The sequence below is a fragment of the Lysinibacillus sp. NPDC095746 genome (genome assembly GCF_044763535.1).
Taxonomy (GTDB): Bacteria; Bacillota; Bacilli; order Bacillales_A; family Planococcaceae; genus Lysinibacillus.
In genome coordinates this window covers 73,283-86,460 of record NZ_JBIWGL010000003.1, presented here as the reverse complement: position 1 = coordinate 86,460, position 13,178 = coordinate 73,283, and the positions used below count along the sequence as shown (strand labels likewise).

Below are 13,178 nucleotides of genomic sequence, written 5' to 3'. Positions count from 1 at the left end.
TGTCGAGTTAATGCAAATTAAATGTGCTTTAACATTTGAATTGACTTATGTTAACGCTTGCTTGACCTATTGATTTATGGTAACATTCATAAGTGCATAATATGCTTATCCTTAGCTCGGTATATCGATTACTCCAACGTGTACTGTGCTAATGGGGATTAACAATTATTTAGGAGGTCCATACAAAATGGCTATTTCAAAACAACGTAAAAACGAAATTATTGCTGAGTTCCGTACTCACGAAAGTGACACTGGTTCTCCAGAAGTACAAGTTGCAGTGTTAACAGAGGAAATTAACGCTCTAAACGCTCACTTACGTACACACAAAAAAGATTTCCACTCTGAGCGTGGTCTTCTTAAAATGGTAGGTCGTCGTCGTCACTTATTAAAATATCTACGTGAAACTGACGTACAACGTTACCGTGAACTAATCACTCGTTTAGGCTTACGTCGCTAATTGTCAATCGAAAAGCGGGATTAATCCCGCTTTTTCTTTATGTTTATAAACATAAACAAGGTAAGCTTTACTATTGAGATAAAAGCATGTATGATATGAACTTTAAGCAAAAAAACACTGTTTCAATCAAATACAGAAATAAATCCTAAATAAATTGGCAATAACTGAATTTAAATGTATTATTATTTCATGAAATATTTAGCATAGAACAAGCATTTTTGGTACACTTACTATTAGTACATACAGACGCAGTAAGTGTTTTTATAATAGAGAGGGGTTCATTGAATGAACGAAAAGAAAGTCTATTCCTATGAATGGGCTGGCCGTCCACTTGTAATCGAAGTTGGACAGTTAGCAAAACAAGCAAATGGGGCCGTATTAGTACGCTATGGTGATACATCCGTACTTTCAACTGCAACAATGTCAAAATCACCGAAACCACTTGATTTCTTCCCATTAACAGTAAACTACGAAGAACGTTTATACGCAGCGGGTAAAATTCCTGGTGGCTTTATTAAACGTGAAGGACGTCCATCTGAAAAAGCAATACTAGCAAGCCGTTTAATTGACCGTCCAATTCGTCCAATGTTCCCAGATGGTTTCCGTAATGAAGTACAAGTTATTTCAATGGTTATGTCTAACGATCCGGATTGCACGTCTGAAATGGCTGCAATGGTTGGTTCATCATTAGCGTTAGCTATCTCGGATATTCCATTCGACGGGCCGATTGCAGGTGTACAAGTTGGATATATTGACGGTAAATTTATTGTGAACCCGACAGTGGAACAAGCTAATCAATCGACGATCCATTTATCTGTAGCAGGTAACAAGGATGCTATCAACATGGTTGAAGCAGGTGCACTAGAAGTACCGGAAGAAGTAATGCTAGAAGCCATTATGTTCGGTCATGAAGAAATCAAAAAAATTATTGCTTTCCAAGAGCAAATTGTTGCAGAAGTAGGGAAAGAAAAATTACCGGTAACATTATTTGAAATTGATGAAGCGATTCAAGCAGATATAAAAGCAGCTTGTGAGACTGACATGCATGATGCAATTCAAACTGCAGAAAAACATGCACGTGATGAGGCGATTCAAGCAGTAAAAGACCGTGTTATTGCTTCTTATGAAGAGCAAGAAGCGGATGAAGTAACAATGAAGCAAGTTTACACAATTTTAGATAAAATGGTTAAAGACGAAGTACGTCGCCAAATTACAGAAGATAAAGTTCGTCCAGATGGTCGTAAGTTAGACGAAATCCGTCCACTTTCTTCTGAAACAGGCTTATTACAACGTACTCACGGTTCAGCATTATTTACGCGTGGTCAAACACAAGCTCTTTCTATTTGTACATTAGGTGCACTTGGTGATGTACAAATTATCGACGGTTTAGGTGTGGAAGAATCAAAACGCTTTATGCATCACTATAACTTCCCGCAATTCTCTGTAGGGGAAACTGGCCCAATTCGTGGACCAGGTCGTCGTGAAATCGGTCATGGTGCACTAGGAGAGCGTGCTCTTGATGCGGTTATTCCAGATGAGTCTGTATTCCCATATACAATCCGTTGTGTATCGGAAGTACTTGAGTCAAACGGTTCTACATCTCAAGCTTCTATCTGTGCTTCAACATTAGCGATGATGGATGCTGGTGTTCCATTAAAAGCACCTGTAGCAGGTATTGCGATGGGTCTTATTAAAAAAGGCGAACATTACTCTATTTTAACTGATATACAAGGTATGGAAGACCACCTTGGAGATATGGACTTTAAAGTTGCTGGTACAGCTAAAGGTGTAACAGCACTTCAAATGGACATTAAAATTGATGGTTTATCACGCAATATTTTAGAAGAAGCATTAACACAAGCTAAAATTGGCCGTATGCACATTTTAGAATCAATGCTTGCTACTCTTGCAGAACCACGTGAAAAATTATCTACGTTTGCACCGAAAATTGTCATCGTGAAAATCAATCCTGATAAAATTCGCGATGTCATCGGACCTGGTGGTAAACAAATTAATAAAATTATTGAAGAAACTGGCGTAAAAATTGATACTGAGCAAGATGGTACAATTTACATCTCTTCTGCAGATGAAGAAATGAACGCTCGTGCAAAACAAATCATCGAAGACATCGTACGTGAAGCAAAAGTTGGCGAGTACTACTTATCAACAGTTAAACGTATTGAAAAATTCGGTGCGTTCTGTGAAATATTCCCTGGGAAAGACGGCTTACTTCACATCTCTGAAATTCAAGAGGAACGTACAAAACAAGTTGAAGATGTCTTAAAACTTGGCGATCAATTACTTGTAAAAGTTATTGAAATTGACAAGCAAGGTCGTGTGAATTTATCTCGTAAAGTTGTGATTCAAGAGGAAAAAGAACGCGCTGAGCAAGATAAATAATAAATTGTAGAAAAGGCTGCGTATAATGCGCAGCCTTTTTTAAATCAAGTATAAGGAATTTGGTTCTATAAGGAATAATTTTGGGGAAGCTTCACATTATGGTTCATCACTAAAAGACGTGGATGACTTTTGGTAAAACGTATATTATGTAAATAAATTGATTGAAGTGGCTCATCGGACTTAAAGCTATGATCTGTGCGAAAGCGAAGCGGCAGCAACAAATGTTTTCTATAGCGACAGCAACAAATGTTTTCTGTAGCGCCAGTCGGAAATCTACCACACGTTTTGGTGATGACCCCACATTATGCCTTTGATGTAGAACCAGAGATAAATTGGGGGAGATTTTTTGGTACAAGTACATACATGTCAGAATGGTGTTCGTATTGTGTCTGAGCAAATCGATCATGTAAGATCTGTTGCGCTAGGCATTTTTGTTAATGCAGGATCTCGTTATGAGCTTCCTGAGGAAAATGGCATTACGCATTTTATAGAACATATGCTTTTTAAAGGGACAAAAACTCGAACAGCTCGCCAAATCGCTGAAGAATTTGACCGAATTGGTGGAGAGTTAAATGCCTTTACATCTAAGGAAAATACTTGTTATTATGCAAAGGTTTTAGATCATCATGCGGAGCTTGCAGTTACAATATTAGCGGATATGTTCTTTAATTCTACGTTTGCAGAGGAAGAGTTAGAGAAGGAAAGACAAGTGGTACTAGAGGAAATATTAATGAGTGAAGACGCAGCGGATGACGATGTTCATGAAAAGCTTTGGGGAGTCATGTATCCAAACGATGCACTCGGTCGTCCAATTCTAGGAACAGCGGCTACTTTAAAAACATTTACAGCAGATATGATCCGTAATTACATGGCGAAACATTATGGTCCAGAATCAGTTGTTATTTCAATAGCGGGAAATATTTCTGCGAAGCTCATGCAAACAATTGAAGACTTATTTGGCCAATATCAGCCATCTCCACTTGCGGTAGAGCCTGTGCTTTCGAATCCTCATTTTTATCCAGGAGAGATTTCAAAAACTCGCGATACGGAGCAAGCGCATTTGGCCATTTCTTATCCAGCAATTGGTGTGAAAAATCCAGATATGTATAGCTTTATTGCACTTAATAATATTATTGGTGGTAATATGAGCTCTCGTCTGTTCCAAGAAGTACGCGAAGAACGTGGTTTAGCCTATTCAATATTTTCTTACCAATCTTGTTATGCGGATGTTGGAGCATTTACGATTTATGGTAGTACAAGTCGTCAACAATTATCACAGCTTCAACACACAATTGATGCGACATTACTTGATATCGTAGCAGGTGGCGTGACAGAGGAAGAACTTATGAATGCGAAGGAACAGCTTAAAGGTAGTTTTGTACTCGGTCTAGAGGGGACAGGTGCTCGTATGAATCGCAACGGTACAAGTGAGTTAGTACATCGTAAACATCGTTCAGTAGATGAAGTATTAGCGTCAATTGATGCTGTCTCAATGGAATCGATCGATCGCTTAATCGCTAAAATTTTGAAAGCTGAACCAGCTATTTCAATTATCGGTCCCGAAGATTAAAACAAGGTTGCCGTTAATAGGCAACCTTTTCTCGATTGTGTTGCTTTAAAAAACCTCTCTTGCTAAATATAACGTATGGCTTTGACGAAAAATAAAATTACTAATGAGTAAACTTATAAGTGTAGGAATTAACATAATGATCAAATTTTCGGCTATTTGAGATAAATAGTAATGAATAGGGAAATTAATTATAAAAATAAGGAAGATGGCTATTATCATTCTGAAATAACGCATCCGCTTTTCTAGATGATGGATATAAAACTGGATGGAGATGAGTAAGGAAGCACTGCTAATATAGGCGAAGTACATGGCAAAATGCTCCGGAAAATTATTATCAGCTGCTGTTTGTGAAAAATAAGTAGGTGCTATTACAACAAAAAGTAGCATCACGATGCAGTGACAATATAGAAAATCAGCTTGTAGCTGTGTTTTTCTTGTCAAAGGTAGACTATTCACAAACAATTCCCAATTTACTTTTTGATCGTCCTTATAGATTCCTTCCACAATGGAAGCAGAAAAAACTGCCGCAAATATTACTATTGCGGGATTATCTAAAAAAGGTATTTCCATATAACTTATGATTGTACAAATAAGAACTGCAAAGAGAATGGACCATTTTTGGATCATTATTCTTTGTAAAAGTAAAGCCTGCATTGACTCTTTCCCTCCTAGAATTCTTTGTGTTGATAAATTGCGGTTGAAATGAGAGAGGACAACCATAAAATTAAAAGTCCAGCAAAAGGAGCAAAAAACATAAACTGTTTTAAGTTGGATAAAATGACTGTCATATCTGGAAAATACTCTTTTAAAAGACCAAATAAGAAACCAGGTACGAAGCAAAGAACAATAAGAACCATTCTTCCCTTTATCGAACCGAATTTAATGTAGATCGGTAATAAAAGCGCAAGTATACAAAAGGCTAATGTCACAAGAAGATTAAATGTTGGAAAAAACGCTGCTGATGCCCAGTTATTCGTAAAACGATGAATAATAAAGACAATCGGTAGTGCGATTATAAGCCCAAAAAGCATAAGGAGGATACTAAGTATATATTTACTGAGTACTATGTCCCCTTTTGAAATGGGTAAAGTATTTGCATATTTATCCCAACTGCTTTGTTCATCATAGGTAAGAGCAGTTATAGTTTGAAAGGTCACGATAAATATAATTATTGTAAAGAGCATTAACCCTTGTTCCATAAAAATTGATATAAATAGGAAAAAAATTAGCACGAAAGCCTGTGTTTTTAGTTGACGTTGAATCGTCATTAAATCTTTTAAGATAAGACCTGCCATGTTTAAACACTACCTTTCACATAAAATAGCATGATATCTTCTATAGATGGCTTTTCAAGGGAGAATACCTCATTTACTTCATTTTTTAGTACTAAGACTTCTGTTCCAAAGGTTCCATTACGTTTTCTTATAATGGCATGTTCTGGTATTACACTTACTTCTTCATGATCTCCTTTAAATATGCCGTATTCATAGATAAGTACATCTTTACTTTCGCTAAATAAAATTTCCCCATTATGAATGAATGTAATGTAGTCAGCTATTTTTTCTAAATCACTTGTTATATGAGAAGAAAATAGGATGCTATGTGTTTCATCCTGCATAAACGTTAAAAACAAATCGAGAATTTCATCACGAATAATTGGATCTAGCCCACTCGTAGGTTCATCTAAAATTAATAGCTTTGGATGATGCGACATGGCTAATGCAATGGACAGCTTCATCCTCATTCCTCGAGATAATTCTTTTACCTTCTTCCTCACTGGAATTTTAAATTGTGCTAATCGTTCGAAATAATAGCCTGAATCCCATGTTTTAAATACTTTTTTCATAAATTTGTCGAGCTGCGTCGCATTGAGCGTTTCAGGGACATGTAAATCGTCAAAAACTACACCGATGTCGTTTTTTATCGATAATTCATGTTCGACAACATCCTTACCAAATAGCAAAATTTCGCCATGTTCTTTTTTGAGTAAGTTAAGTATGCATTTAATTGTAGTAGACTTCCCAGCACCGTTTTCTCCTACAAAACCCATGACAGTGCCTTGAGGTACTGAAAAACTTACATCATTAAGAGCAAACCCTTCAAAGCTTTTCTGTAAATCATAAACTTCAATAGCATTCATTTAGTTGTCCTCCTCCAAAATTAATGAAAGTAACTCCTGTAATTCCTCTTTTGTCAGCCCTGCAGTTTTGGCCGTTTTCACTGCCAGTTGCATATGCTTTTCAACTTGACGTAATAATTCCTCGCGCAGAAAATCCTGATTTCGTTCTGTAACAAAACTTCCTTTACCAGCTACTGTTTCAATAAATCCATCTCGCTCTAAATCAGCATAAGCTCGCTTCGTTGTCATAACGCTAATTTTTAAATCCTTTGCAAGTGCACGAATAGATGGTAGTGCGTCACCTGCTTGTAATTTATTGGCTAGTATCGCTTCCTTAAGCTGTACGGTTATTTGCTCATAGATAGGTTTATCACTAGCGTTGCTTAAATGAATATGCACAAATTTCTCACCTCACCAAACTGTATATACACACTATACACAGTTTGGTGAATAAATGCAATATTTTCATACTTTGGGTAAGGGTCACGAATTGCAAAAACTCGGCATATATTGGGGTAACGGTTCAAGGAGGGAGATGAGGCATGCTACTATCAGAGATGGTGGATAAAGAGTTAATTCAAATTGAGGGTGGCGTACATTTTGGTATATTGGCACATACAGAATGTCTATTAGATGTGCAAACAGGAAAAATTCATGGTTTTGAGATTGTTAAAGATAAATTGCCATTCCAAAAAAAGAAAGTAAAAGTTAGTGAAATGATACCTTGGCATGAAATTATACTAATTGGAGAAGATCGAATTTTATTTAACAAAACAACGACGGTACAGTCAGAATTTTTACAGTGAGGTGAGCTTTTGGAAAATGAAAAATGGCTTGTTATCGGTGAGGATCTAAGGTTAAAGGAATTAGCTACTATGCTAAGAAGCCCATCGAGAACGGTATTTTATAAAAGAACATCAGTTTGGAATGAAGAGTTAAATAAGCTTGTATTAGAATTCCAACCAAATAGAATTATTCTTCCCATCCTTCCACTAAAAATTGAAGTGGAACAGCTTTATGGGATATCCCAAGTTAAGTTTTATACAGGGCGTTTGACTATGCATTGGAAGCAATTGCTTGAGAAAAATGAAACAAATTGTTATTTACAACAAGAATCTTTTATTTGGCAAAACGCAAGATTAACAGCCGAAGGGTTTATCGCCACGTTTTACGGACTCGAGCAAAAATGCATTTACGGACAAAACTTTACGATCGCAGGTTTTGGACGCACAGCTAAAATGCTTGCCTCTTTACTCGTTAAGATGGGCGCTAATGTCCATATAGTTGCGCGTTCAGTTGTACAAGTGAGTGAAGCAAAGGCATATGGTTATAAAGCTACGAATTTAGACGACCGCAAATGGTCAGTTAATGATGGGATTTTTATCAATACGATTCCAGCTAAATGGATTACAGAATCATTCCTAGATCATGTCCCAGCTGTCCTATATGATTTGGCTTCAGAGCCTGGTTGTTTAGATATAGACACTGAGCAATTACAAACGTACGTACTATTGCCATCATTACCTGGGAAATACTTTGCACATGATGCAGCTACAATATTGTGCAAGGCAATAGAGGAGGAAGAAAATTGCTAACGGGTAAACGAATTGGTTTAGGTATTACAGCCTCTCACTGTACGTATGAGGATGTAGTACCTAAAATTCAAAACTTTATAGATGCAGGAGCAACAGTTATTCCAATAATTACGCATTCTGTGTTACATGCGGCTACGCGTTTTGGTACCGGAGAGGAGTGGATTGCAAAAATAGAGGAATTGACTGGAGAAAAGGTAATAACCTCTATTAAAGAGGCAGAACCATTCGGACCATCCAATCCATTGGATGCGATGGTCATAGCGCCGATGACTGGCAATAGTATTAGTAAATTTGCTAATGCAGCAACAGATAGTCCAGTATTGATGGCTGCTAAGGCAACATTGCGTAACGGTTCGCCTGTTGTTCTAGGCATCTCAACAAATGATGCGCTTGGCTTAAATGGTATGAATATTATGAGGCTGCTAAATGCTAAAAACATTTACTTTATTCCATTCGGGCAGGACTCCCCGCATTCCAAGCCAAATTCCTTGATTGCTGATTTTGATCAAATGGTCGCAACTGTACATGAAGCGATTACGGAGAAAAAACAATTACAACCACTGTTTATACAATATTTCAAATAATTCACGAATTACACACAATTTTCAGTATTTTTGTGATACAATAGCACACATTATGGAACATGTATTCAAGGAGAGATGACAGATGACAAAGCAGTTAGTAGTTGCGGTTGTTGGAGCAACAGGGGCAGTAGGCACAAAAATGATGGAACAGCTAATTAAACGGAACTTTCCAATCGGAGATATAAAATTTTTAGCTTCTGCACGTTCAGCAGGGAAACCAATCGAATTTAATGGTAAAACATATACAATTGAAGAAGCGACACCTGAAGCTTTTGAAGGCGTCAATGTCGCTTTATTCTCAGCTGGTGGTTCTGTTTCAGCGGTACTGGCGCCGGAAGCGGCAAAACGTGGTGCCGTAGTAATCGATAATACGAGCCATTTCCGCATGGATCCAGAGGTACCACTAGTTGTGCCTGAAGTAAATCGTGGCGATCTTGCTAAGCATAAAGGGATTATTGCGAATCCAAACTGCTCTACAATTCAAATGATGGCTGCACTTGAACCTATTCGTAATGCATTTGGCTTAACTAAAATTATTGTATCAACATACCAAGCCGTTTCAGGTGCAGGTATTTCTGCTATTCAAGAATTAAAGGCACAAAGTGAAAATTGGGATGCAGGTAAGGATGTAGAAGCAAATATTTTACCTTCTGGTAGCGACAAACGTCATTATCCAATTGCTCGTAATGTCATTCCACAAATTGATAAATTTACAGACAATGGCTTTACATACGAAGAAATGAAAATGATTAATGAAACGAAAAAAATCATGCATGCACCAGAACTAAAAGTAGCAGCAACTTGTGTTCGCGTGCCAGTCGTTTCAGGACACTCTGAATCTGTTTATATTGAAGTAGAAAAAGAAGCAACGGTACAGGAGGTTTTTGAAGTATTACGCAGTGCACCAGGAGTAGTATTACAAGATGATATCGCAACACAAACTTACCCAATGCCTATCTATGCAGAAGGGGAAGATGCTACTTATGTAGGACGTATCCGTCAAGATTTAGACAATAAAAAAGGATTCCACCTATGGATCGTTTCTGACAATCTTTTAAAAGGCGCTGCATTAAACTCTATTCAAATTGCAGAAGCAATGCTGGAGGATAATTTACTATAAGAGGGGTGTAAGGATGAATTTAGGTCGAATTGGAACGGCGATGATTACGCCGTTCAAAGAAGATGGCACGATTAATTATCCAGAACTAGAACGTATTATTAATTATTTGATTGATAATGGTACAGATTGTATTGTCGCATGTGGCACAACCTCTGAAAATCCAACTATGTCCACAGAAGAAAAAATTGAAGTTGTACGCTTTACAGTAGAAAAAGTAGCAGGCCGTGTACCTGTAATTGCAGGTACAGGGGATAACGAGACTGCTTACTCTATTGCAATGACGCACAAGGCTGAAGAAAATGGTGCAGATGGTATCATGCTTGTAGCACCGTATTATAATAAGCCAAATCAACGCGGTATTTTTGCCCATTTTGAAACAATTGCAAAAGAAACAAGTTTACCTGTCATGCTTTATAATGTGCCAGGACGTACAGGCGTCAATATTGCCTATGAAACTTCCGTTGCTTTAAGTAAAATTCCTAATATTTCCTGGATTAAAGAAGCGAGTGGCAATTTAGATCAAATGGGCGATATTATTGAGAATGTTGATTCAGATGATGATTTCTTCGTTTATAGTGGGGATGATGGTTTAACACTTCCGCTACTAGCAATAGGCGGAGCGGGAATTATTTCTGTTGCTGCTCATGTTGTTGGAAATGATATGCAATTAATGATTAAAGCGTTTGAAGAAGGAAATCACGAGCTAGCAGCCAAAATTCACCGAGCATTACTACCACTTGTACGTGCGTTGTTCGCACAGCCAAACCCATCGCCTATAAAATACGCGATGACAAAATTAGGCTTTGATACACTTAATGTTCGTCTGCCAATGATGGAAATGACAGATGAAGAAAAAGCAAACTTTGACCGCATTTGGGATACGTATCAAGAAAAAGCGAAAAGCTTTAGAAAAATAAGTACCTTTAGTTAAATCCTCAGACCGTAAACAAACGTGAGATTTTTTAGTTTGTTTGCGGTCTTTTTTCTTTTTGTTAAAAATATAAAGATCATTGCTCGAAGGGATGCCCCCCTCATGGTAGATAGTATCCGCTCAAGCTCTGGAACAACCTTACAGAGAAAAGGCTTACAATCCGCGATATACCCATTGCCAAAAGCTTACGTCGCTAAATAAAAGGCAAAAATTAAACCTTTCACAATGCTACATACTTATCAAGCTTTCCATCTATTAGTAATAAAATTAGCAAAAAATTTCTGTTTCCTTCATGAAAGTTGAATTTTTAATTTGTGCAAAAGCTTTGCAAACCGTATAATAAATCTTAAGTGGTTGCTGTTCGGGATATTTTTTAGGAGGAAATAAATTGACAAAAAAGAAAAATGAATTAATTCGCATCATCCCACTTGGTGGCGTCGGCGAAATTGGGAAAGCAATGTACGTAGTAGAAATTGACGAAGAGCTATTTGTAGTGGATAGCGGCTTAATGTTCCCTGAAGACGAAATGCTGGGCATTGATATCGTGATTCCGGATATTACGTATTTAGAAGAAAATAAAGATCGTGTGAAAGGGATTTTCCTAACACATGGTCATGAAGATGCAATTGGCTCGATTGCCTATGTATTACAAAAAGTGAAAGCGCCAGTGTACGGATCAAAATTAACAATTGCACTTGCCAAGGAACATTTAAAGGAGTTGCCTGCACCACATCAGGTGAAATTCTTTGAGGTGACGAACCGTAGTCGTATGAATTTTAACTCAACGTATGTGACATTCTTCCATACAACACATAGTATTCCCGATTCGTTAGGGGTAGTGTTCCATACATCTGAAGGAGCAATTGTTCATACAGGGGAGTTTAAATTCGATCAATCAGCGACAGGTAAATTTAAGCCTGATTTAGCAAAAATGGCTCAGTTAGGAGAAGAAGGCGTATTTATTCTATTATCTGAGTCGAGTGAAGCTGAGCGACCAGGTTATACGACATCTGAGATTGTCATTGAAGAGCAATTATCAAAAACATTCCATTCAGCACCAGGTCGTATTTTAGTTGCTGTTTATGCATCGAATTTTATTCGTATTCAACAAGTAATTACACAAGCTCAAAAGTCTTTCCGTAAAGTAGTCATCGTAGGAAAACCTTTAGAGAAAGCTGTAGATTTAGGTGTACAGCTAGGTTACTTAACGGCTGAGGAAGATACAATCATCCCTATTTCTGAAATGCAAAAGTATCAAGATGATGAGATTATTATTATTGCTACAGGTAATAAAGGGGAGCCACTTGATGCATTAGAGAAAATCGTCCGTAAACATCACCGAGACATTAAAATAAAGCAAGATGATACCGTATTAATTACTTTTACACCATCACCTAGTATGGAAGTACAGATGGCTAATACGATGAACTCTATTGCAAAAGCAGGCGCTGAAATTTTAACATCTAGCAAAAATGTACATGTGTCGGGTCACGGTAGCCAAGAGGATTTAAAATTAATGCTAAACTTAATGCAACCGAAGTACTTTATCCCTGTGCAAGGTGAGTACCGTATGCTTATTGCTCACTCTAAGCTTGCTCAACAACTAGGTATGCAAAAATCACAAATTTTTATCGCCGATAAAGGGGATATTGTAGAATATAAAAATGGTAAAATGCGGATGAGTGGCCGTGTACAAGCTGGTAATGTATTAATAGACGGTATTGGTGTTGGAGATGTAGGCAACATCGTACTTCGCGATCGTAAGTTATTATCGCAGGATGGTATTTTCATTGTTGTTGTAACGTTAAACCGTGCTCAAAAGAAAATTGCATCTGGTCCAGAAATTTTATCGCGTGGTTTCGTATATGTACGCGAATCAGAAGAATTGATGGTAGAAGCTTCTGAGATTGCGAAAACTGTTATTGAAAAATACGTTGGTAAAGATACATTTGAATGGACAAACATTAAACAAGAAATTCGAGATACACTGAATACGTATTTATTCCAAAAAACGAAGCGCCGCCCAATGATTATCCCAATCATTATGGAATATTAACTTCTTTCAGCAAATCACTTTTGTACCGAAAGCGTAGCGGCAGGTACAGAAGTCTCCCCCTCTATAGGTGGTGAGATGAATGCGAATGTAAGCTATTTTTCAGCGGGTGTCCAAACGGCGCTGAAATAAAGGAACTCAGTCTAAGAACGCCACATCCTGTGGCAACGACTGAGTGACCAACGTCATGTTGGCCTAAAGCCTCCGGCGGATGTCATGGAATCGGAAAGGAGTTCGCATAGGATGTTAGCCTAAAATCATCGCATCCATGCGATAACGGCTAACTGACCTACATCACGTAGGCCTAAGCACAAAGCCGATTCCAGACGCAATTATGCCAAGGCACAAT

The 13,178-nt window shown here is 37.7% G+C and carries 13 protein-coding genes; 9 read left to right on the top strand and 4 right to left on the bottom strand.

Annotation, left to right across the window (positions count from 1 at the left end):
* The first annotated feature begins 187 nt into the window (after positions 1-187).
* The 3 genes from rpsO (at position 188) to ACIQ7N_RS03450 (ending at position 4,427) form a co-directional block, all read left to right on the top strand.
* Entirely contained in the window at positions 188-457 is a 270-nt protein-coding gene (gene rpsO / locus ACIQ7N_RS03460; RefSeq protein WP_068983113.1) for a 30S ribosomal protein S15, read from the top strand.
* A gap of 285 nt (positions 458-742) precedes the next feature.
* On the top strand, positions 743-2,857 hold the full coding sequence (pnp, locus tag ACIQ7N_RS03455; protein ID WP_402930339.1) for a polyribonucleotide nucleotidyltransferase: 2,115 nt from the start codon (positions 743-745) through the stop codon (positions 2,855-2,857).
* A gap of 346 nt (positions 2,858-3,203) precedes the next feature.
* Positions 3,204-4,427 carry a M16 family metallopeptidase gene (locus tag ACIQ7N_RS03450; RefSeq protein ID WP_402930338.1) on the top strand — a complete coding sequence of 408 codons (1,224 nt, stop codon included), beginning with the start codon at positions 3,204-3,206 and terminating at the stop codon, positions 4,425-4,427.
* 45 nt (positions 4,428-4,472) lie between these two features.
* Here ACIQ7N_RS03450 and ACIQ7N_RS03445 read toward each other — a convergent pair whose 3' ends face one another.
* From ACIQ7N_RS03445 to ACIQ7N_RS03430, 4 genes are read right to left on the bottom strand one after another with little or no spacing between them, the layout of a single operon-like run.
* Positions 4,473-5,081: an ABC-2 transporter permease gene (locus ACIQ7N_RS03445; protein WP_402930336.1), complete on the bottom strand. Its 609-nt coding sequence runs from the start codon at positions 5,079-5,081 to the stop codon at positions 4,473-4,475.
* A 14-nt stretch (positions 5,082-5,095) separates the two neighbouring features.
* Complete coding sequence (locus ACIQ7N_RS03440; protein WP_402930334.1) at positions 5,096-5,722, bottom strand: ABC-2 transporter permease; 627 nt, start codon at positions 5,720-5,722, stop codon at positions 5,096-5,098.
* A gap of 2 nt (positions 5,723-5,724) precedes the next feature.
* The gene (locus ACIQ7N_RS03435; RefSeq protein WP_402930333.1) at positions 5,725-6,567 is read right to left on the bottom strand and encodes an ABC transporter ATP-binding protein; all 843 of its coding nucleotides are present in this window, start codon (positions 6,565-6,567) and stop codon (positions 5,725-5,727) included.
* A complete protein-coding gene (locus ACIQ7N_RS03430; RefSeq protein ID WP_142507427.1) occupies positions 6,568-6,945 on the bottom strand; it encodes a GntR family transcriptional regulator in 378 nt (125 codons plus the stop codon).
* A 143-nt stretch (positions 6,946-7,088) separates the two neighbouring features.
* Here ACIQ7N_RS03430 and ACIQ7N_RS03425 point away from each other — a divergent pair, with 143 nt between their 5' ends.
* From ACIQ7N_RS03425 to ACIQ7N_RS03400, 6 genes are all read left to right on the top strand, one after another.
* Positions 7,089-7,352, top strand: coding sequence for a YlmC/YmxH family sporulation protein (locus ACIQ7N_RS03425; RefSeq protein WP_132357391.1), 264 nt, complete (start codon positions 7,089-7,091; stop codon positions 7,350-7,352).
* A 9-nt stretch (positions 7,353-7,361) separates the two neighbouring features.
* On the top strand, positions 7,362-8,141 hold the full coding sequence (locus ACIQ7N_RS03420) for a dipicolinate synthase (RefSeq protein WP_402930331.1): 780 nt from the start codon (positions 7,362-7,364) through the stop codon (positions 8,139-8,141).
* Complete coding sequence (locus ACIQ7N_RS03415) at positions 8,135-8,725, top strand: dipicolinate synthase subunit B (RefSeq protein ID WP_402930329.1); 591 nt, start codon at positions 8,135-8,137, stop codon at positions 8,723-8,725. The genes ACIQ7N_RS03420 and ACIQ7N_RS03415 overlap by 7 nt, the downstream gene beginning before the upstream one ends.
* Positions 8,726-8,807: 82 nt before the next feature.
* Positions 8,808-9,845, top strand: a complete 1,038-nt coding sequence (locus tag ACIQ7N_RS03410) for an aspartate-semialdehyde dehydrogenase (RefSeq protein WP_132357388.1) — start codon at positions 8,808-8,810, stop codon at positions 9,843-9,845.
* A gap of 13 nt (positions 9,846-9,858) precedes the next feature.
* Positions 9,859-10,776, top strand: coding sequence for a 4-hydroxy-tetrahydrodipicolinate synthase (gene dapA / locus ACIQ7N_RS03405; protein WP_132357387.1), 918 nt, complete (start codon positions 9,859-9,861; stop codon positions 10,774-10,776).
* A gap of 388 nt (positions 10,777-11,164) precedes the next feature.
* A complete protein-coding gene (locus tag ACIQ7N_RS03400; protein ID WP_132357386.1) occupies positions 11,165-12,832 on the top strand; it encodes a ribonuclease J in 1,668 nt (555 codons plus the stop codon).
* The last annotated feature ends 346 nt before the right edge of the window (positions 12,833-13,178 follow it).

What these genes read in the sequence shown, in the direction of transcription:
- dapA (WP_132357387.1), top strand. Translation starts at nt 9,859, where the DNA reads ATGAATTTAGGTCGAATTGGAACGGCGATGATTACGCCGTTCAAAGAA.
- rpsO (WP_068983113.1), top strand. Translation starts at nt 188, where the DNA reads ATGGCTATTTCAAAACAACGTAAAAACGAAATTATTGCTGAGTTCCGT.
- pnp (WP_402930339.1), top strand. Translation starts at nt 743, where the DNA reads ATGAACGAAAAGAAAGTCTATTCCTATGAATGGGCTGGCCGTCCACTT.
- ACIQ7N_RS03440 (WP_402930334.1), bottom strand. Translation starts at nt 5,722, where the DNA reads ATGGCAGGTCTTATCTTAAAAGATTTAATGACGATTCAACGTCAACTA.
- ACIQ7N_RS03435 (WP_402930333.1), bottom strand. Translation starts at nt 6,567, where the DNA reads ATGAATGCTATTGAAGTTTATGATTTACAGAAAAGCTTTGAAGGGTTT.
- ACIQ7N_RS03410 (WP_132357388.1), top strand. Translation starts at nt 8,808, where the DNA reads ATGACAAAGCAGTTAGTAGTTGCGGTTGTTGGAGCAACAGGGGCAGTA.
- ACIQ7N_RS03445 (WP_402930336.1), bottom strand. Translation starts at nt 5,081, where the DNA reads ATGCAGGCTTTACTTTTACAAAGAATAATGATCCAAAAATGGTCCATT.
- ACIQ7N_RS03425 (WP_132357391.1), top strand. Translation starts at nt 7,089, where the DNA reads ATGCTACTATCAGAGATGGTGGATAAAGAGTTAATTCAAATTGAGGGT.